Below are 19,575 nucleotides of genomic sequence, written 5' to 3' on the forward strand. Positions count from 1 at the left end.
GTACCGCGGTGGCCGCGGTACCCCCGTGCCGGCGTCGCTCGCTGGTGGAGCGTCAGTGCTGCGTCAGAGCGTCACTCGGTCTCGGTCGCGCTCGGCGCGTCGAGGGAGTCGGACGCGCTGATCTCCCAGTCCCAGTAGTTCCAGAAGATCGTCGGCGAGAGCGCGATGGTCGAGACGCCCTGGAGGACGTCACGGTGCGCGACCACACCGGGGAACTGGAAGATGTTGACGCCGAAGGCGTCCGCGTTCAGCTGCTTCTCGATGTCGATCGTCAGCTGGGTCTCGACGTCCGGGTCCGTGTTCGTCGACATCTGGCCGTACAGCTCGTCGATGGCCGGGTTCGAGTAGCCGCCGAAGTTGTTCACGCCGTCGGTGATGTAGTTCGCCTCGGAGTTCAGGGCGAACGTGTTGGTCGACTGCCAGCCGAACAGCGAGGCGTCGTAGGTGCCGCCACCGAGCAGCGAGGACCAGTTGTCGTCACCGTTGTCGATGACGTTGAAGCCGGCCTGCGACGCGGACTGCGCGATGAGCTGGTACTCGTTCGCACGGCGCACGTTGGACTTGCCGTAGAGGAAGCGCACGTCCACCGGGGTGGTCACGCCGGCCTCGGCGAGCAGGGCCTTGGCGCCCTCGATGTCGACGTCCGCCCAGAGCGAGGAGTCGTTGTTCGCGACGACCTCGTCGTAGTTCGGGGAGCCCGGGACCACGGTGAAGGAGTCACGCGTGGTGGCGTCCTCCTGCAGCGGCTGGATGAGCTTCTCGATGATCTCCTGGCGCGGGATCGTCTTGAGGAAGGCCTGGCGGACCTTGAGCGCCTTGTCGGCGTCGCCGCCGTAGGTCGCCGGGTCGAACGGGCCGCCGTTGTTGAACGTCAGGTCGACGTGCTCGTAGGTGCCCTCCTGCTCGGTGGAGTAGGAGACGCCGTCGATGCCCTCGAGGGTGGCCAGCACGTCCACGGAGGACTGCGGGGCGATCAGGTCGACCTCACCGTTCTGGAGCGCGGTGACCGCGGCCAGCGGGTCCTCGGTGTAGCGGATCGTGATCGAGTCCACCTTGGGCTCCGGGCCCCAGGTGTAGTCGGGGTTCTTCGTCAGCGTGACGTACTGGTTCTCGACGTAGTCCGAGATGATGTACGCGCCGTACGAGAGGTAGAGACGCTCGTCGTCCGGCAGCGACGTGAAGTTGAAGCCGTTGTTCCAGGTCTCCGAGATCGGGGCCAGGGCCGCCGCGTCGTTGTTCTTGAACGCGTCGATCAGGGCGTTCTTCGCCTCGGTCGGGTCGTCGATGCCGAGCGCGATCTCCGCCACGGCGTGCGCCGCGATCGGGGACGGCTGGCTCATCGAGACCTCCCAGTCCGAGCGGGGCTCGGTGTAGTGGAAGGTGACCGACTTGTTGTCGTCGCTGATCTCCGGGAAGTCGGTGATCAGGTTCATCGCCGGGGAGGACGAGTCGAAGTAGACCGAGCCCTCCGGCGCGGTGACCGAGCCGTCGTCGCCGGACTCGACGTCGTCGCCGGAGGCGGTGTCGAACATGTCGTTCTGGGCGCCCCACCAGAGGATCATGTCGGCCGCGTCGACGGGCTCGCCGTCGGACCACGTGACGCCGTCGTTGATCGTGTACTTGACGACCAGCGGGTCCTCGGACTCGACCTCGTACGTCCCGAAGTCCTCGTTCTTCGCGAGGTTCAGGTCGCCGTCGTAGTAGTTGAAGAACGAGGTCATCAGGTAGATGACGTTCGCGTTCGCGGTCGCGTTGCCGTTCGACGTGAGGTTGTTCGTCGAGAACATCGGCTGGTTCCAGCTGACGTTGACCGACGTCGTCTCGTCGATCTCGCTCTGCGGAGCGGGGCTCGAGCACGCCGTGAGCACGAGGGCCCCCGCCGCCACCGCAGCCGCCGCGGCGCTGATTCGCCTGATCTTCAATGTTCCTCCTGTGAAGGTGGCGCCCACCCGTCCTCGCGCCGCGTGGGCCGGCCTGGCGAGGTCGTCCCGAGCGCGGCAGACGTGCGGTCCCGCCGTGGATGGGGCAACGGTAGTGACCCCAGTCAGGACAATTCGGACACATCCCCCCGCTGCGGGTGATCGTTACCGGATCGATACTGAGCAGTAGTGTCCAGCATTCAAGACGGAACGCGCCGGTAACATCGCGGAAACATGCCGCTCGGGGCACCCGCGTCTCGCGGCCGCCCTCGTCCGGAGCCGTCGTCCCGGCGCGGGGCCACGGTCCTGTGCTATGCGGGGCGCCTGCACGGCACCCGTCCCCCGCGCTCCGACGTCGTCGGCGGGGCACGAGGTGTGACGAGGATCGCACGACCGGCCGCGTTCGGCACCCCCTGGCGGGAGCGCCGGTGGCCGCGGGCACGACGGGGCCGCCCGGCCCGGGCGGGCGGGGCGGCCCGTGGGTGCGAGCGCCGGCGGTCAGACGGCGGCGGCCACGCGCACCGCCTCGACGTTGAGGATGTTCCCGTCCGGGTCGGCGAACCACACCGACCGCATCGGCCCGTCCGTCAGCACGCCGTCGGACCACGACCCCGACGGCAGCGCGAAGGTCTGGAACTCGATGCCGCCGGAGCGCAGCGCGGCGACCTCCGCGTCGAACGCCTCGTCGGCGACCTGGAACGTCACCGCGGTCGCCTGGTTGGTGCCGGCGTAGGAGGACGGGTACACCAGCAGCCCGCCCTGCTTCGTCGCGTAGACGACGCCCGTCATCTCCTCGGCGTCGGTGAACCCCGGCAGCTCCGCCTTCCGGAAGCCCAGGGTCTGCTCGTAGAACTGGCGCGCACGGCCCAGGTCCCGCACGGCGAGGCAGGGCATCGCGGGGTGGTCGGACAGCATCGTCGCCTCCAGCGCGGGTCGGCCGACGGTCGACCGACCGGCGTGGCGAGCGTACGGCGGGGCGGTCGCAGCGCCGGGTGCTCGGCCGCTCGGCCACCACGTCAGGCCGGGGCCGTCCCCGCCCGCGAGCGCCGGCGGTAGGCCCGCGCCTTCATCACGTCGCCGCACTCGTCCATCGAGCACCACCGGCCGGACCGGTTGCGGGACCCGTCGTGGTAGACCCACTGGCAGTCCGGGTTGGCGCACGCCTTGAGCCGCGCCCAGTCCCCCGTGGCCACGGCCCGGTGCAGCGCGGCCAGCACCTCCCCGACCAACGCGGCGTCCCCGTCGGCCCCCGGCGCGGGCACGAGCGCGAGCCCGCCGCCGGCCGCCGGGTCGCCGGGCGCGACCACGAGCGGGTACCGCGCCGCGAGCGCGCCGAGCGCCGCCGCGTCGCCGCCGCCGAGGTAGCCGCGCAGGACGTCCCGCGCCTCGACGAGCGCCGCCGGGCCGGCACCGCGGAGCCGGTCCACGCCGTGGAACCGGTCGTCGGTGTTGAGCAGCGCGCGCAGGCCCTCGGTCGCGGCCGGCGCGACGCCGGGCTCGGCGCCGCGGACGACCCACGCGTCGAGCGGGTCGGGGCTCTTGACGGCGGACATGGCCCTGAGGATAGTCGTCACCACCGTTCGGCGATAGCCGGTGACGCCCGCAGGGGCGGCGTCACCGGCGCCGGACGCCACCCGCCCCACCGAGCGAGAGCGAGCCGACGATGACCGCGACCACCGACCGACCCGGGTGCGACACCTCCGACCTGCTGCACATCCACCAGCTGTTCCGGCGCGCGTTCGCCGACGCCCCCGGCCTCGTCCGCGGGGTGCCCGACGGCGACGTCGCCCGGATGCGCGTCGTCGCCGCGCACGTGCGCGAGGTGGCGACCGGCCTGCACCACCACCACGAGGGCGAGGACCTGCTGCTGTGGGACCGGCTCGAGCAGCGCTCCCCCGCCTGCGCGCTGCACGTCGGGCTGATGCGCTCGCAGCACGCGGGCGTCGCCGACCAGCTGCGCGACCTCGACGGCGTGCTGCCGGCGTGGGAGGACGGGGCGTCCGCCGCCGCGCGGGAGGACGTGGCCGCGGCGCTCGACCGGCTGCAGGCGCTGCTGGTGCTGCACCTCGGCCAGGAGGAGGAGCGCATCCTGCCGACCGCCTCCTCCGTGCTGAGCCAGCGCGAGTGGGACCAGCTGCACGAGCACGGCATGGCGTCGGTCCCGCGGAGCCGGATGCTCCTCCAGCTCGGCTGGATCCTGGACGCGGTCCCGGCCGCCGAGCGCGCCGGCTGGCTGCGCACCAACCTGCCCGCACCGGCCCGGCTGCTGTGGCACACGGTCGGGCGGCGGCGGTTCGCCGCGCACCGTGCGCGGGTCTACGGCGTGCGGTGACGCGGCGCGGGAGGTAACCCCGGCCGGGTGAGGACGGCCGCTCCGGCCCCTCCCTAGCGTGATCCCCGTCGCCGGCGACGGCGCGGAGAGGGGGTCACCATGTCCGCGGAGACCGCACCCACCACCGGCGAGCCCACGCCGCGGCACCGGGCGGCGACGCCGCCCGGCAGCGGCCCGGGCGCCACCACCACCGACGGCGCGCCCGGCGTCCCGGGCACGCCGGCCGCGCCCGTCGACCGCACCGGGGACGCCCCCGACCCGCCGCCCGCCGACGCCGTCCCGGCGCGCACCCCCGTGCCGGCCGCCCAGTGGATCTCCTGGGTCGCGCTCGCGATGATGACCACCAGCTCGGTGGCCAGCCTGCGCGCGGCGCCGACCATGGCGATCTACGGGCTCGCCGCGGTGTTCCTGTACGTCGTCCCGGCCATCGTGTTCCTGCTGCCGACCTCGCTGGTGTCCGCCGAGCTCGCGTCCGGCTGGAAGGGCGGCGTCTACAACTGGGTGTCCGAGGGCATCTCGAGGCCCGCCGGCTTCCTCGCCGTCTGGTGCCAGTTCGCGATGACGATCTTCTACTACCCGACGCTGCTCGGCTTCGTGGCGAGCACCCTCGCCTACGTCATCAACCCCGACCTGGCGACCAGCGGCGTGTGGACGGCCGCGGTCATCGTGATCGTGTACTGGAGCGGCGTGTGGGTGTCGTCCCGCGGCACCAAGGCGATCGCCGGGCTGGCCTCCGGCGGGCTCATCATCGGCACCCTGGTCCCCGGGGTGCTGCTCGTGACGCTCGGCGTCGTGTTCCTCGGGCAGGGCAACCCGTCGGCCGCGCCGATGGACGCCGAGCACCTGCTCCCGGCGTGGGCCGGCCTGTCCAGCCTCGTGCTGATCGTGAACAACTTCCTGTCCTACTCGGGCATGGAGATGAACGCGGTGCACGTGTCGTCGCTGCGGAACCCGGCGCGGGAGTTCCCGCGGTCGATGTTCCTGGCGATGGGGATGGTGCTGCTCATCTTCATCCTGCCGGCGCTCGCCATCTCGTGGTTCGTGCCCGCCGAGGAGCTCTCGCTCACCGCCGGGATCATGCAGGCGTTCGACGCGGTGTTCGCGCAGTTCGGCTGGCAGTGGCTGACCCCGGTCATCGGGATCATGCTCGTCACCGCGTCCGTCGCGGGCATGCTGACCTGGCTCGCCGGGCCGTCGAAGGGCCTGCTGCTGATCTCCCGGCAGGAGGGCTACCTGCCCCCGTTCCTGCAGCGGCTCAACAAGAACGGCGTGCAGCAGAACATCCTGGTCACCCAGGGCGCGATCACCACCCTCATCGCCCTGGGCTACGCGCTGATCCCCTCGGTGTCGAGCGCGTACTGGGTGTTCTCGGTGATCACGACGCAGGTCTACCTGATCATGTACCTGCTCATGTTCGTGGCCGCCGTCCGGCTGCGTCGGCTGCACGCCGACCACCCGCGCGGGTACAAGGCCCCGATCATCCGCACGCTGTGCGGCGTCGGCTTCGTGGCCTCCGCGGCCGCGCTGCTCGTCGGGTTCGTCCCGCCGTCGCAGCTCGGCACCGGCAGCCCGTGGGTGTACGTCCTGGTCGTCGGCGGCGGCGCCCTCGGCCTCGGCCTGCTCGTGCCGTTCCTGTTCTACCGGCTCCGCAAGCCCTCGTGGCGCCTCGCGGAACCGCAGCAGCCGGAGGTGAGCGCGTCATGACCGTGCCCGTCGAGACCTCGACCCGCCGCGAGCGCGGCTGGGTGTACGGGGTGAGCATCGCCGTCCTCGCGGTGCTGGTGCTGATCGCCCTGCTGTCGTTCCGCTCCGCCCGCCAGGACGCCGAGGCGCAGGACAAGGCGCAGCAGCTGGTCGACCAGATGGCGGCCGCCGGCGCCGCGCAGCTGCCGTCGGTCGACCGGGTCGCGGCCGTGCTCGGCACCGACGGCGGCGTCGCGTGCTCCGACCCGGCGTCCGCGCTGGGCAAGGCCGCGATCTTCTCCGGCCTGGCCAACGGCGCCACCGGCCCGGGCTACCGGCCGACGATCTCCGAGAGCCGCGCCGTGCGCGCCGAGCTGCTGATCGTGGGGGTGTACTGCCCGGAGCACCTGGAGGACGTGCAGGCGATCGTCGACGACCTGCAGCTCGCGGATTCGGACGACGGCGGGACGGGGTATTGACCCGTCAGGATCGGAGAAGCACCGCCCCGGCCCGGGCTCCTACGGTGGGCGCAGCACCGCACCACCCCGCCGACCAGGAGGCACCGAGCATGGCCGAGACCCGCGAGACCACCGCGAACTTCACCGCCGAGGAGCGCGCCGCGATGCAGGAGCGCGCCGCCGAGGTGCGCTCCGCCCGCAGGCGCGGCAAGGCGGCCGGCGACCCCGAGGCCGAGGTGCTCGCGAAGATCGCCGAGCTGCCCGACGACGACCGCGCGATGGCCGAACGGATCCACGCGATCGTCCGCGAGGTCGCGCCCGGGCTGACCCCGCGCACCTGGTACGGGATGCCGGCGTACGGGGCGTCGAAGGCGGTGCTGTTCTTCCAGCCGGCGTCGAAGTTCAAGGCCCGGTACGCGACCCTCGGGTTCAACGACGACGCGCGGCTGGACGACGGCGCGATGTGGCCGACGGCGTACGCGCTGACCCGGGTCGGCGACGCCGAGGAGGCGGCGATCCGGGACCTGGTGCGGCGGGCTGCGGGCGAGGGGTGAGGGCCTAGCCCTCCCCCGTCCTCGGCGCCGGCGGCCGCCAGCCGCCCTCCTCCCGGACCGCGCGTCCGATCCGGAGGCTGATCTCCCGCAGCTGCCGCGCCTGCGCCGCCGTCAGCCGGTCGAGCACCAGGCGGCGCACCGTCCCGACGTGCCCGGGCGTCGCCGCGGCGACCGCCGCCCGGCCGTCGTCGGTGAGCAGGGCGAGCGTGTACCGCCCGTCGGCCGGGTCCGGCTCGCGGCGCAGCCAGCCGCGCGCCTCCAGCCGGGCCGCCGCGCGGGACAGCCGGGACAGGGTGCTGTTGGCGTAGTCGGCCAGCACGCTCATCCGCAGCGTGCCGCCGTCGGCCCGGCTGAGCGCGTAGAGGACGCCGTACTCGAAGTGCGTGATCCCCGCGTCCCGCTGCAGCTGCGCGTCCAGGGCGGGCGGGAGCCACTCGAGGACGGTCGCGAGGGCGGACCAGGTCGCGAGGTCGTCGCCGGCGAGCTCGTCGGGGGTCGCGGCATCGTCCGTCATGCCCGCAGCCTAGCCGTGATGACTTGCCCAGGAAAGCGACCCGCGCCTACGGTGACTTTCCTGAGCAAGTGATCGCCGCACCGTGCGGCGGCACGGGGAGGACACCATGGACCTGCAGCTGACCGGGAGCCGCGCCTTCGTGAGCGGCTCGACGCAGGGCATCGGCTACGCGATCGCCGCGGCGTTGCTCGCCGAGGGCGCCGAGGTCGTCGTGCACGGGCGGGACGAGGGTCGGGTGCGGGACGCGGAGTCCCGGCTGCGGGCCGCGGCCCCGGGCGCGGTCGTGTCCGGGATCGCCGCCGACGTCGCGGATGCCGACCAGGTCGACCGGCTGCTCGACCGGCTCGGCGACGTCGACGTGCTGGTGAACAACGTGGGCGTGTTCGAGGTGGCACCGTTCGGGGAGATCACCGACGCCGACTGGCACCGCTACCTCGACGTCAACCTGATGAGCGGGGTCCGGCTCGCGCGCCGGCTGCTGCCGCCGATGCTCGCGCGCGGCCGGGGCCGGGTGCTGTTCGTCAGCAGCGAGTCCGGGGTGGACGTGCCGGCGGACATGGTGCACTACGGCGTGACGAAGGCCGGGGCGCTGGCCCTCGCCAACGGCCTCGCGAAGACCACCCGGGGCACCGCGGTCACGGTCAACACGATCCTCGGCGGGCCGACCTGGTCCGACGGTGTCGCGGGCACGGTCGAGCAGATCGCGCGGGCGCAGGGCGTGCCGGCCGGGGACCTCAAGGACACGCTCGCCGCCGCCCGGACGACGTCGCTGCTGCAGCGGTTCATCGAGCCCGAGGAGATCGCGCGGCTCGCGGTGTACCTGGCGAGCCCGCTGTCGTCGGCGACCAACGGTGCCGCGGTGCGCGCCGACGGGGGCGTGCTGACGACGCTGCTGTGAGCGGGGCCGGGCGCGCAGGCCGTTCGCGCGGCCCGGTCAGGCCCGGCGGGACGCCGTGATCGTGAACTTCGGGTTCCGCGCCACCTGCCGGGTCGGCCCCACCGCCGCCTGCAGCGCCGGCCGGTGGCCCAGCCCGGAGTTCCACACGCACCACAGCTCGCCGCCCGGGCGCAGCACCCGCGCCGCCTCGGCGAACAGCCCGCGTGCCACGCCGTCGTGCACCGCGGCCCCGACGTGGAACGGCGGGTTGAGCAGCACGAGGTCGGCGCTCGCGTCGGCGATCCCGGCGGTCCCCCGCGCCCGCTGCACGCGGACCCGCTCCCCCAGCCCGTTCGCCGCGACGGTCGCCCGGGCGGAGGCGACGGCCGCCGCCGACTCGTCGGTCGCGACGACCTCGACGCCCGGGCGGGCCGCGGCGAGCGCGGACGCGAGCACCCCGGTGCCGCAGCCCAGGTCCACGGCGGTGCGGGCCTCGGGCACGGCATCGGGCAGGTGCTCGACCAGGAACCGGGTGCCGATGTCGACCCGCGCGCCGGCGAACGCGGCGCCGTGCGCGCACACCGTCAGGCCGAGGTCCGCGTGCCGCGCTGAGACGGGCCAGGCGGGGTCGGCGGCGCCGTCCGCCGCGCGGGGCCCGGCCGCGTGCAGCACCCGGGCCTTCTGCCGGCCGCGGCTGGCCCGCACCCGCGCGAAGTGCCGGGCGAGGACCTCGTTCATCGCCCGGGACATGTGCTTCTCCCGGCCGCCGGCCACGACCGCGACCGCCGGGTCGGCGTGCCTCGCGACCAGCCCGGCGACCTCGTCCAGCGCGTCCAGCGAGCGCGGCAGCAGGAGCAGCACGACCCGGGCACCGGCGACCAGCTCCGGGTCCAGGCCGGCGGACGACCGGAACGCGTCCGCGCCGCCCAGCCGGGCCGCGTTCTCCGCCAGCGCCAGCTCGCCGGTGAGCCGGTCGGTGTGCGCCCGGACCCCGGTCAGGCCGAACCGGTCGACCGCGCCGAGCGTCACCGCCCCGTACCGGTCGCCGAGCACCACGACCGTCCCCGGCGCGGCGTCCTCCAGCAGCGGCGCGGCCTCGTCGAGGACCAGCCGGTCGGCGGCGTCGACGGCCACCAGGTCCGGCGCGGGGATCTCGGGGTCGCAGCGCAGCGCGGCGAGCAGGTCGGCGGTCATGCGGTCCACGGGTCGACGACGTCGACCCCCGTCCCGTCGAAGTCCTTGACGTTGCGCGTCGCGCACGTCGCGTCGTGCACCCGGCAGATCGCCGCGATCTGGGCGTCGGCGGTGTGGATCGGCCGGCCCGCGCGCTCGCGGGCGGCGAGCACCTCCGCGTACTGCTCCGCGGCCGCGACGTCGAACGGGAGGATCGCGCGCGTCGCTCGGTAGGGCTCGAGGGCCAGGTGGACCTGCTCGGCGAGCGCGGACCGGCGCTGCTCGTCCGGCAGCCGCCGCACACCGGCGAGGAGCTCGGCGAGGGTGACGGCGGCGACCGCGACCTCCCCGGTGAGACCCTCGAGCCAGGTCACGACCCGGGGCTCGGGGACGGGGCGGAAGACCTCCGAGACGACGTTCGTGTCGAGCACGATCACCCGAAGTCCACCGCCCGGGCGTCGTCCGTGCGCTCCGGCACGACGAGGTCGTCGACCCCGCCGACCTGCCGAGCCGCCCGGAGCAGGGCCACGCCGATGTGCGGCCGGCGCGCGGCCCGGGTGAGGATGTCGCGCGCCTCGGCCTCCATGGAGCGGCCGTGCTCCTTGGCCTGGGCGGCGAGCTGCTGCTTCACGGACTCGTCGAGCCCGCGGACGACGATGGCGGACATGCTGGCGACCTCCCCGGGACTGCTATCGCTGATGCTAGCAGTCCGGGGACGCCGCGCCCGACCGGCCGGTCACACGTTGAAGCGGAACTCCACCACGTCGCCGTCGGCCATCACGTACTCCTTGCCCTCGATGCGCGCCTTGCCGGCGGAGCGGGCGGCCGCGACCGAGCCGGCCTCGACCAGGTCGTCGAACGAGATGACCTCGGCCTTGATGAAGCCCTTCTGGAAGTCCGTGTGGATGACCCCGGCCGCCTGCGGCGCGGTCCACCCCTGGTGGATCGTCCAGGCCCTCGACTCCTTCGGGCCGGCGGTCAGGTAGGTCTGCAGGCCGAGGGTGTGGAACCCGACGCGGGCCAGCTGGTCGAGCCCCGCCTCCTCCTGGCCGTTCTCGGCGAGCATCTCCTTGGCCTCGTCGGGCTCGAGCTCGACCAGGTCGGACTCGAACTTGGCGTCGAGGAAGATCGCGTCCGCCGGCGCGACGAAGGCGCGCAGCTCGTCCTGCATCGCGGTGTCGGCGAGGCCGGCGTCGTCGGTGTTGAACACGTAGATGAACGGCTTGGCCGTCATCAGCTGCAGCGAGGCGAGGTCGGCCAGGTCGAGACCCGCGGCCTTCGCGCCCTGGAACAGCGTCTGGCCGGACTCCAGCACGGCCTGCGCGGCCTGCGCGGCGGCGAGCTCGGCGGGGTCCGCCTTCTTGATGCGCACCTCCTTCTCCAGGCGCGGGACGACCTTCTCGAGCGTCTGCAGGTCAGCGAGGACCAGCTCGGTGTTGATCGTCTCGATGTCGTCCTTGGGCGACACGCGGCCGTCGACGTGCACGACGTCGGGGTCGGCGAACGCGCGGGTCACCTGGCAGATGGCGTCGGCCTCGCGGATGTTGGCGAGGAACTTGTTGCCCAGGCCCTCGCCCTCGCTGGCGCCCTTGACTATGCCGGCGATGTCGACGAACGACACCGTCGCCGGGAGGATCTTCTCGCTGCCGAAGATCTCCGCGAGCGTGTCCAGCCGCGGGTCCGGCAGCGGCACGACGCCGACGTTGGGCTCGATCGTGGCGAACGGGTAGTTCGCCGCGAGCACCTGCGCGCGGGTCAGGGCGTTGAAGAGCGTGCTCTTGCCGACGTTGGGCAGGCCGACGATGCCGATGGTGAGTGCCACGGGCGACCATCCTAGGGGGCGAGCCGCCTCAGGCGAACGAGCGGATGGTCTGCAGCAGCTCCGGCGCGCGCCGGTCGTACAGCCCGCCGCCGACCCGCACGCCCACGACCAGCGCGGCGGCGCCCGAGCCGAGGCCGACGAGCAGCGTGAGCACCTGCAGCAGCGGGTGCCCGGTCACGACTGCGGCGATGCCGAGCCCGACCGCCGGCAGGCACACGACGAGCAGCAGCAGCATCCCCAGCGACTGCGTGAGCATCACCGCGAGCGAGGAGCCCTGCGGCGTGGAGAACGGGTTGTCCCCCGGCTTCGGCACCGGGTAGACGAGGCGGGCCGAGTAGATCGACGACGCGCCCACGCCGACGGCCAGCACGCCGAGCGACATGCCGAGGACGGGCACCGTGGCGTCCCAGCGGCCGGAGACGCCGAGCACGAGCAGGTCGGTGGCGAGCACGACGGCGCCGCCGACGAGCATCCCGGCGAGCGCGCGGCCCGCGCGGTCCACCCGGCCGTCGACCGGCGCGGCCACGTGGGTCCAGAACGCGGTGTCGTCGTAGGAGATGTCGGCGGACAGCGACCAGCCCATGACGAACGCGACCACGACGCCGGCGCCGAGCAGCAGCCCGCCACCCCGGCCGACGAACCACAGCAGCAGCACCATGACCGGCACGACGGCGACCGCCGCGGCGTACCGCGGGTCCCGGAGCCAGTAGGTGAGGCTGCGCGCGGCGACCGCGCCGGTGGGGGTCGCCGGGAACCGGGCGAAGAAGCCGAGCCCCTCGCTGCGCGCGACGTGGCCCGCGCCGCCGGGCGACCGCACGAGGGCCGCCGAGAGGGCGCGGTCCCAGACGCCGACGAGCACCGCGAGCGTCGCGCCCGAGACGGCGAGCTTGCCCAGGGCGGCGAGCCAGGCGCCGTCCTGGACGTCGGCCGCGAGCGCCCACGGCGCCCCGAGCGGCGTCCACCCGACGACGACCCCGACCTCGGGCAGCGCGTCGGCGACCGCCTGCAGCCCGGCGGTCGCGCCCAGCAGGAGGGGGCCGAGCAGCATGAGCGGGACGATCGCGAGGACGGCCGCGACCTCGCGGAACCGGCGGCCGCCGACCAGCGGCGCGAGCATGGTCGTGAACGCGCGGGAGCCGATGACGCAGGCGGCGACGCCCAGCGCGCCGCCGACCAGCCCGGCCAGCAGGGCCGCGGGCTCCCGCCACCACGCCAGGGCGGACGCGCCGCCGAGCACGAGGGTCGCGGCGCCGGGGACGCCCACCAGGCCGGCGAGCGTGAGCCCGGTCAGCAGGTGCCGGCGCCGGATCGCGAACAGCTGGAACCGTTCGGGGTCGAGGGTGCTGTCCACGCCGAACGCGACCAGCGGCAGCAGCCACCAGCCCGCCACCAGCAGCGCGCCGGCGAGCACGACGACGGTGCGGGACAGCTCCGGGTCGTCGTGCGCGCCGAGCGCCACCAGGCCCACGACCGCGAGCCCCAGCAGGAACAGCGCGTACAGGACGGACAGCAGGAGCGCGACGACCTTCCACACGCTGCGCCGCAGGCCGTTGCGCAGCAGCGTGAGCTTCAGTCGGACGAGGTGCGCAACCACGCGAGCGCCCCCTCCGTGCGCCGCCCGCCGACCAGCTCGACGAACCGGTCCTCGAGCGAGGCGTCGCCGCGGACCTGGTCGACGGTGCCCTGGGCGAGCACGTGCCCGCCGGCGATCACGGCGACGTGGTCGCACATCCGCTGCACCAGGTCCATCACGTGCGAGGAGACGACGACGGTGCCGCCGCCCGCGGCGTAGGCCGACAGGATGTCCCGGATGTTCGCGGCGGACACCGGGTCGACGGCCTCGAAGGGCTCGTCCAGCACCAGGACGCGCGGGGCGTGCACGAGGGCGCACGCTAGGCCGATCTTCTTGGTCATGCCCGCCGAGTAGTCGACCACCAGGGTGTCGGCGTCGGCGGTGAGGTCGAAGGTGCGCAGCAGGTCGGCGGTGCGGTCCCGGACGGTGTCCCGGTCCAGGCCGCGCAGCAGCCCCGCGTAGGTGACGAGCTGCGCGCCGGTCAGCCGGTCGAACAGCCGCACGCCGTCGGGCAGCACGCCGAGCCCGGCCTTGACCGCGGGCGGGTCCGCCCACAGGTCCTGCCCCCGCACGAGCACCCGGCCGAAGTCCGGGCGCAGCAGCCCGGTCGCCATCGACAGCGTGGTGGTCTTGCCGGCGCCGTTCGGTCCGACGAGGCCGTAGAAGGACCCGGCGGGGACCTCCAGGTCGACGCCCGCCACGGCGATCTTCGTGCCGAACCTCTTCCACAGCCCTTGGATGGACAAAGCGGACATCGGCTCCATCGACCCAGCATAGGGGCGTGCGTGTCGGTGGCGCCTGGCAATCTGCGGGTCATGGACACCGGAATCGTGCTCGCCCTCGCCGGGGCGCTCCTCGCGGGGCTCGCCCTCGGCTGGCTCCTCGCCGCCGGGCGGTCCGGCGCGCGGCTGCGCCGGGCGGAGGTGGAGGCCGCGCGGTGGCGCACGGCCGCGGAGCTCGGCGGCGGGAGCGTCGACGCGGACCGGCAGGCGGAGCGGTTCCGCGCGCTGGCCGCCGACGCGCTCGCGCAGAGCAGCGAGCAGTTCCTCGCCCTCGCCCACCAGAGCCTCGCGGCGCGGCACCAGGAGCAGTCCGGCGACCTCGCGCAGCGGGAGCAGGCGGTCCGCGCGATGGTCGATCCGCTGGCCCGCACCCTCGACGCGGTGCGGGCCGAGCTGCGCACCGCGGAGCAGAGCCGGGCGCAGCACGACGCCGCGCTGGGCGAGCAGGTGCGGCAGATGCACGAGGAGGCCGGCCGGCTCCGGGAGCAGACCGCCCAGCTCGTCACCTCGCTGCGCGCGTCCCAGGTCCGCGGCCGGTGGGGCGAGGTGCAGCTGCGCCGCGTGGTCGAGGCCGCGGGGATGCTGCCGCACGTCGACTTCGCCGAGCAGGACCAGGTGCGCACCGACGACGGCCTGCTGCGACCGGACATGGTCGTGCACCTCGCCGGCGGCAAGCGGGTCGTGGTCGACGCGAAGGTGCCGTTCCTCGGGTTCCTCGAGGCCGCCGAGGCGACCGACCCGGCCGAGCGCGAGCGCCGGCTCGCCGCGCACGCCCGGCACCTGCGCGCGCACGTCGACCAGCTCGCGGCCAAGCGGTACTGGGACCAGTTCAGCCCGTCGCCGGAGTTCGTCGTCATGTTCGTGCCGGCGGAGGCGTTCCTGCACGCGGCGATCGACGTGGACCCGGCGATCGTGGAGCGCGCGTTCGAGAAGGACGTCGTCATCGCGACGCCGATGACGCTGCTCGCGCTGCTGCGCACCGTCGCCTACGCCTGGCGGCAGGACGCGCTGGCCAGCAACGCGCAGGCGGTGCTCGACCTGGGCAAGGAGCTGCACGGCCGGATCGCGACGCTCGGCGGGCACCTGTCCAAGGTCGGCCGGGCCATCGACTCGGCCGCCACGGCGTACAACCAGTCGGTCGCGTCGCTGGAGTCGCGGGTGCTGGTGAGCGCGCGGAAGTTCGCCGACCTGCGGGTCGTGGACGGCGGGCTGGAGACGCCGCCGTCGGTCGAGCGGCGGCTGTCCGTCGTGACCGCGCCCGAGCTCGTGGCGTGGGAGACGCAGCAGGTCGTGGGGCTGGGGCCGGACGGGCCCACCGCGCCCGGGACGGGGCGGCGGGCGGCCGACGCGCTCGGGGCGCTGGACGACGCGGTGCTCGGGGACGTGCGTCCGCCGGAGGCGGGGCCGGGCGCGGTCTGAGGCGTCCGGCCGCGGTCTGGGGCGGCCGGGTGCGGTCTGACGAGTCAGGCGCCGAGCCGACGTGGGCCGGAGCCGTCAGACCGGGCGGACGGCCAGGTCGGGGCGGTCGCCGCGGCGCGGGCGCGGGTCGTCCCCACCGGCCGCGCGCAGGTCGGCACGGAGCTCGCGGGGCAGCGAGAACATGAGGTCCTCGGTCGCGGTCCGCACCTCCTCGACGTCGCCGAACCCGTGCGCCGCCAGCAGGTCCAGGACGTCCCGCACCAGGATCTCCGGCACCGAGGCGCCCGAGGTGACGCCGACGGTCCGCGCGCCGACGAGCCAGGCCGGGTCCACCTGCGCGGCGGTGTCCACCCGGTACGACGCGCGGGCGCCGTACTCGAGCGCGACCTCGGCCAGCCGCACCGAGTTCGACGAGTTCGCCGAGCCGACGGTGATCACCACGTCGCACTCCGGCGCGAGCTTCTTGACCGCGACCTGCCGGTTCTGGGTGGCGTAGCAGATGTCGTCGCTCGGCGGGTCCTGGAGCAGCGGGAACCGCTCGCGCAGCCGGCGCACCGTCTCCATCGTCTCGTCCACCGACAGCGTGGTCTGCGAGATCCACACCACCCGGCTCTCGTCCCGGACCACCACGTCGGCGACCGCGTCTGGGGAGTCGACCACCTGGACGTGGGCGGGCGCCTCGCCCTGGGTGCCCTCGACCTCCTCGTGGCCGGTGTGCCCGATCAGCAGGATGTCGAGGTCGGCCGCCGCGAACCGCACCGCCTCCTTGTGCACCTTGGTCACCAGGGGGCAGGTCGCGTCGATCGTCCGCAGCGACCGGGCCTCCGCCGCGGCCCGCACCGCCGGGGACACCCCGTGCGCGGAGAACACCACCCGGGCGCCCTCGGGGACCTCGTCGGTCTCGTCGACGAACACCGCGCCGCGCGCCGCGAGGGTGTCCACGACGTGCCGGTTGTGCACGATCTCCTTGCGGACGTACACCGGCGCGCCGTAGTGCTCCAGGGCCTGCTCGACGGCGACGACCGCGCGGTCCACGCCGGCGCAGTACCCGCGCGGGGCGGCCAGCAGCACGCGCCGGCCCGCGGGGGCCGCGCCGTGCTCGGTGCCGACGGTCACGGGCCCATCGTAGGTCGCGCGCCCGGCGCGGGTGCGCCCCACGGCCGGTTCGGTGGGTCCAGCCGAGTTCGGCGGCTGTGAGCACCGAACTCGGCGGGGGCCACCGAACTCGGCGCAGCGCCGCGGCGGTCGGCCGCCGCCCGGTGTCGGGCGCGCGTGGCAGGGTGGGCCCGTGCAGCAGCAGTCCTCCCCCACGACCCCGGCCCCGGGCGCGCCCGCCGAGCTGCCCGCCCGCGCGAACGAGACCACCGCCGAGCGCCCGTGGCCGGTGCGGCTGCTCTCGGTGAAGATCGCCGACTACGTCGCGAAGATGTCGCCCCTGTGGGTCGAGGGCCAGGTCGTGCAGCTCAACCGCCGCCCCGGCGCGAACATCGCCTTCCTCACGCTGCGGGACACGGACACGGACATGTCGCTGCCGGTGTCCATGCCCGCGGGCGTGCTGTCGGGTGCCGCTGCCCCGCTCGCCGAGGGCGCGCACGTCGTGGTGCACGCGCGCCCGACGTTCTGGACCAAGCGCGGCACGCTGCAGCTGAACGCCGACGAGGTGCGCGCGGTCGGCGTGGGCGAGCTGCTGGCCCGGATCGAGCACCTCAAGCGGGTGCTGGCCGCGGAGGGCCTGTTCGACGCGGACCGCCGGGTGCCGCTGCCGTTCCTCCCCCGGGTCGTCGGCCTGGTGTGCGGGCGGGAGTCCAAGGCGGAGCACGACGTGGTGGTGAACGCCCGCGCGCGCTGGCCGCAGGTCGAGTTCGTGATCCGCGAGGTCGCGGTGCAGGGCGTCGGCGCGGTGCCCCAGGTCAGCCGGGCGATCGCGGAGCTCGACGCGGACCCGCGGGTCGAGGTGATCGTGGTCGCGCGCGGCGGTGGCTCGGTCGAGGACCTGCTGCCGTTCAGCAACGAGGCGATGGTCCGGGCGGCCGCCGCCTGCCGCACGCCGCTGGTGTCCGCGATCGGCCACGAGACCGACACCCCGCTGCTGGACCTGGTCGCCGACTACCGCGCGTCCACCCCGACGGACGCGGCGAAGCGGATCGTGCCGGACGTCGGCGAGGAGCGCGCCCGGGTGACCCAGGCCCGCGCCCGCATCCGGTCGGCCGTCGAGCACCGGGTGGCGCGCGAGGCCGCCGGGCTGGAGCAGGTGCGCAGCCGCCCCGTGCTCGCGCGACCGCACACGATGGTCGACACCCGCGAGGCCGAGGTGCTGCGCGCCCGGGACCACGCCCGGCGCAGCCTCGACCACGCGCTCGCCGGCGCGGTGACCTCGACCCGCGCGCTGGCCGCGCAGGTCCGGGCGCTGTCCCCCGCCGCGACGCTGGACCGCGGCTACGCCGTGGTGCAGACGTCCGACGGGCGGGTGGTGCGCGAGGCGACCGAGGTCGCGGCGAAGGACTCGCTGCGGATCCGGGTGTCCCGCGGCGAGCTCATGGCGACGGTGCTGGCGGTCGCACCCGCCCGCAAGCGCCCGGCCGCCGAGGACGACGCGGACGCCTGACGGGCGCGCGCCCACGCACCCGGCCGCAGGTCGCGGGCCGCGCGGCGCGGGCGCACGGCGGCGCACCGCGCGCCCGCGACCCGGCGTCACTTCCCGTGCGGGTCCCGCGCGTTCAGCGCCGCCACCACCTGCGGGTAGTCCCCGCGGGCCTCGCCGTACCGGAGGAACTTCACGCGCTCGACCTGGATCTCGGTCGCGTCGGGCTGCGCCTCCAGCAGCGCCATGACCTCCGCGACGAACGCGTCGAGCGGCATGGCGTCGGCGTTCTCCCGGTGCCCCGGCATGAGGTCCGTCTGCACCGACGGCGGCTCGAGCTCGACCACGCGCACGCTCGTGCCCGCCAGCTGCAGCCGGACCGACTCGCTGAGCATGTGGATGAACGCCTTGCTCGCGTTGTAGGTCGGGGTGACCTGGAGCGGGGCGAACGCGAGCCCCGACGACACGGTGAGGATCGTCGCGTCCGGGCGGGTCTGCAGGTGCTCGACGAACGCCGCGATCAGCCGGATCGGACCGAGCACGTTGGTGGTCACGGTCTGCTCCGCGGTGTCGAGGAACCCGGCCGGGTCGGTCCAGTCCTCGACGCGCATGATGCCGGCCATCGGGACCAGGACGTTCACCTCGGGGTGCTCGGCGATCACCCGCTTCGCGACCTCGGCGACGTCCTCGGCGTCCGCGGTGTCGATCCGGTAGGCGTGGATGCCCGGGTGCTCGGCCGTCACGCGGTCCAGCAGCTCGGTGCGCCGGCCGCCGACGATCACCTCGTTCCCGCGCTCGTGCAGGGCGACGGCGAGCGCCAGGCCGATGCCGCTCGTCGCGCCGGGGATGAAGACGGTGTTCCCTGTGATTCGCATGCCCCGAGTCTTCGGCGGCCCGCGCGGCCCCGCCAGAGAGCGGTTGTCGGGGGACCGCCGATCCCTGGTTCCGCCGGGTCGCGCCCGCCGATACTGCTCGGGTGGATCGCGACGCGCTGGCCGACTTCCTGCTCCGGCACCGGGAGGCGCTGCGCCCGGACGACGTCGGGCTGCCGCCGGGCGCGCGGCGGCGGGCGCCCGGCCTGCGCCGCGAGGAGGTCGCGCAGCTGGCCGTCATGTCGACGGACTACTACACCCGGCTGGAGCAGCGGCGCGGCCCGCAGCCGAGCACCCAGATGCTCGGCTCGCTCGCCCGGGCGCTGCGGCTCACGCCCGACGAGCGCGACTACCTGTACCGGGTCGCCGGCCACAGCGCGCCCGACCGGGCCGCCCGCGAGGACTACGTCGCCCCGGGCCTGCTCCGGGTGCTGGACCGGATCACGGACTCCCCGGCGCTGATCCTCGACGGGCTCGGCCGGACCCTGGTGCAGAACGACCTCGCCCGCGCCCTGTTCGGCCCCGTCGAGCAGCTGACCGGGTGGGAGCGCAGCGCGATCTACCGCTGGTTCGCGCACCCGGCGACCGAGCGGCTGATGTACCCGGAGGAGGACCGCGACCGGCAGAGCCGCGCGCAGGTCGCCTCGCTGCGCGCGACGCTCGGGGCGGAGGGCCCGCGGTCCCGGGCGGCCGAGCTGGTGCGCGCGCTGTCCGCCCGCAGCCCGGAGTTCGTCGCGATCTGGGAGGCGCACGAGGTGTCCCGGCGGTTCGAGGACCACAAGACGCTGGTGCACCCCCGGGTCGGGCCGATCGAGGTCGACTGCCAGGCGCTGTTCACCGAGGACGGCGCGCAGACGCTGCTCGTGCTCACGGCCGCGCCGCGCAGCGAGGCGGAGGGCCGGCTGCGGCTGCTGGGCGTGCTCGGGACGCAGGAGTTCGCGGCGCGGGAGGGCTGAGCGGCGCGGGGTCGGCGGTCGTTGGTTAGATGGTGCTCGTGAGCGACACCTCCCCCGTCC

At 74.5% G+C, this 19,575-nt stretch carries 20 protein-coding genes; 8 read left to right on the forward strand and 12 right to left on the reverse strand.

Annotated elements, in window-relative coordinates:
- Positions 1–71: 71 nt before the first annotated feature.
- The 3 genes from G6556_RS02020 to G6556_RS19055 all read right to left on the reverse strand — a co-directional run bounded on the left by G6556_RS02020 (position 72) and on the right by G6556_RS19055 (position 3,472).
- Positions 72–1,922 (reverse strand): ABC transporter family substrate-binding protein, encoded by a 1,851-nt coding sequence (locus tag G6556_RS02020; protein ID WP_166938139.1) that lies wholly within the window; start codon positions 1,920–1,922, stop codon positions 72–74.
- 495 nt (positions 1,923–2,417) lie between these two features.
- A complete protein-coding gene (locus G6556_RS02025; protein ID WP_166938141.1) occupies positions 2,418–2,834 on the reverse strand; it encodes a VOC family protein in 417 nt (138 codons plus the stop codon).
- A gap of 101 nt (positions 2,835–2,935) precedes the next feature.
- The gene (locus tag G6556_RS19055) at positions 2,936–3,472 is read right to left on the reverse strand and encodes a CGNR zinc finger domain-containing protein (RefSeq protein WP_205692889.1); all 537 of its coding nucleotides are present in this window, start codon (positions 3,470–3,472) and stop codon (positions 2,936–2,938) included.
- Positions 3,473–3,582: 110 nt separating this feature from the next.
- Between G6556_RS19055 and G6556_RS02035 the strand changes: the two genes are divergently transcribed.
- From G6556_RS02035 to G6556_RS02050, 4 genes are all read left to right on the forward strand, one after another.
- Entirely contained in the window at positions 3,583–4,251 is a 669-nt protein-coding gene (locus G6556_RS02035; RefSeq protein ID WP_166938143.1) for a hemerythrin domain-containing protein, read from the forward strand.
- 99 nt (positions 4,252–4,350) lie between these two features.
- On the forward strand, positions 4,351–5,955 hold the full coding sequence (locus G6556_RS02040) for an APC family permease (protein WP_166938145.1): 1,605 nt from the start codon (positions 4,351–4,353) through the stop codon (positions 5,953–5,955).
- Positions 5,952–6,413 (forward strand): hypothetical protein, encoded by a 462-nt coding sequence (locus tag G6556_RS02045; protein WP_166938147.1) that lies wholly within the window; start codon positions 5,952–5,954, stop codon positions 6,411–6,413. The genes G6556_RS02040 and G6556_RS02045 overlap by 4 nt, the downstream gene beginning before the upstream one ends.
- A gap of 89 nt (positions 6,414–6,502) precedes the next feature.
- Positions 6,503–6,946 (forward strand): DUF1801 domain-containing protein, encoded by a 444-nt coding sequence (locus G6556_RS02050; RefSeq protein WP_166938149.1) that lies wholly within the window; start codon positions 6,503–6,505, stop codon positions 6,944–6,946.
- A gap of 4 nt (positions 6,947–6,950) precedes the next feature.
- Here the strand turns inward: G6556_RS02050 and G6556_RS02055 are convergent, their stop codons facing one another.
- Entirely contained in the window at positions 6,951–7,460 is a 510-nt protein-coding gene (locus G6556_RS02055) for a MarR family transcriptional regulator (RefSeq protein ID WP_166938151.1), read from the reverse strand.
- 106 nt (positions 7,461–7,566) lie between these two features.
- Here G6556_RS02055 and G6556_RS02060 point away from each other — a divergent pair, with 106 nt between their 5' ends.
- On the forward strand, positions 7,567–8,358 hold the full coding sequence (locus G6556_RS02060) for an SDR family oxidoreductase (protein WP_166938153.1): 792 nt from the start codon (positions 7,567–7,569) through the stop codon (positions 8,356–8,358).
- Positions 8,359–8,394: 36 nt separating this feature from the next.
- On the opposite strand, the gene G6556_RS02065 is transcribed toward G6556_RS02060, so the two are convergent.
- From G6556_RS02065 to G6556_RS02090, 6 genes are all read right to left on the reverse strand, one after another.
- Positions 8,395–9,531 carry a methyltransferase gene (locus tag G6556_RS02065; RefSeq protein ID WP_166938178.1) on the reverse strand — a complete coding sequence of 379 codons (1,137 nt, stop codon included), beginning with the start codon at positions 9,529–9,531 and terminating at the stop codon, positions 8,395–8,397.
- Positions 9,528–9,947 carry a type II toxin-antitoxin system VapC family toxin gene (locus G6556_RS02070; RefSeq protein ID WP_166938155.1) on the reverse strand — a complete coding sequence of 140 codons (420 nt, stop codon included), beginning with the start codon at positions 9,945–9,947 and terminating at the stop codon, positions 9,528–9,530. Before G6556_RS02070 ends, G6556_RS02065 begins: the two co-directional genes overlap by 4 nt.
- Positions 9,944–10,177 carry a toxin-antitoxin system gene (locus tag G6556_RS02075; RefSeq protein ID WP_166938157.1) on the reverse strand — a complete coding sequence of 78 codons (234 nt, stop codon included), beginning with the start codon at positions 10,175–10,177 and terminating at the stop codon, positions 9,944–9,946. Before G6556_RS02075 ends, G6556_RS02070 begins: the two co-directional genes overlap by 4 nt.
- A gap of 69 nt (positions 10,178–10,246) precedes the next feature.
- Complete coding sequence (gene ychF, locus G6556_RS02080; protein WP_166938159.1) at positions 10,247–11,332, reverse strand: redox-regulated ATPase YchF; 1,086 nt, start codon at positions 11,330–11,332, stop codon at positions 10,247–10,249.
- 28 nt (positions 11,333–11,360) lie between these two features.
- Positions 11,361–12,926, reverse strand: a complete 1,566-nt coding sequence (locus G6556_RS02085; protein ID WP_166938160.1) for a hypothetical protein — start codon at positions 12,924–12,926, stop codon at positions 11,361–11,363.
- On the reverse strand, positions 12,902–13,669 hold the full coding sequence (locus tag G6556_RS02090; RefSeq protein ID WP_166938163.1) for an ABC transporter ATP-binding protein: 768 nt from the start codon (positions 13,667–13,669) through the stop codon (positions 12,902–12,904). The genes G6556_RS02085 and G6556_RS02090 overlap by 25 nt, the downstream gene beginning before the upstream one ends.
- Before the next feature lie 51 nt (positions 13,670–13,720).
- Between G6556_RS02090 and G6556_RS02095 the strand changes: the two genes are divergently transcribed.
- Entirely contained in the window at positions 13,721–15,106 is a 1,386-nt protein-coding gene (locus G6556_RS02095) for a DNA recombination protein RmuC (RefSeq protein WP_166938165.1), read from the forward strand.
- A gap of 75 nt (positions 15,107–15,181) precedes the next feature.
- On the opposite strand, the gene G6556_RS02100 is transcribed toward G6556_RS02095, so the two are convergent.
- Entirely contained in the window at positions 15,182–16,222 is a 1,041-nt protein-coding gene (locus G6556_RS02100; protein ID WP_166938167.1) for a 4-hydroxy-3-methylbut-2-enyl diphosphate reductase, read from the reverse strand.
- A gap of 172 nt (positions 16,223–16,394) precedes the next feature.
- Between G6556_RS02100 and xseA the strand changes: the two genes are divergently transcribed.
- Positions 16,395–17,711, forward strand: a complete 1,317-nt coding sequence (gene xseA / locus G6556_RS02105) for an exodeoxyribonuclease VII large subunit (protein WP_166938168.1) — start codon at positions 16,395–16,397, stop codon at positions 17,709–17,711.
- An 86-nt stretch (positions 17,712–17,797) separates the two neighbouring features.
- Here xseA and G6556_RS02110 read toward each other — a convergent pair whose 3' ends face one another.
- Positions 17,798–18,562: an SDR family NAD(P)-dependent oxidoreductase gene (locus tag G6556_RS02110; RefSeq protein ID WP_166938170.1), complete on the reverse strand. Its 765-nt coding sequence runs from the start codon at positions 18,560–18,562 to the stop codon at positions 17,798–17,800.
- 101 nt (positions 18,563–18,663) lie between these two features.
- Between G6556_RS02110 and G6556_RS02115 the strand changes: the two genes are divergently transcribed.
- Positions 18,664–19,515 (forward strand): helix-turn-helix domain-containing protein, encoded by an 852-nt coding sequence (locus G6556_RS02115; RefSeq protein ID WP_166938172.1) that lies wholly within the window; start codon positions 18,664–18,666, stop codon positions 19,513–19,515.
- Positions 19,516–19,575 lie beyond the last annotated feature (60 nt).

It is taken from the genome of Cellulomonas sp. IC4_254, from assembly GCF_011603975.1.
GTDB lineage: Bacteria > Actinomycetota > Actinomycetes > Actinomycetales > Cellulomonadaceae > Cellulomonas.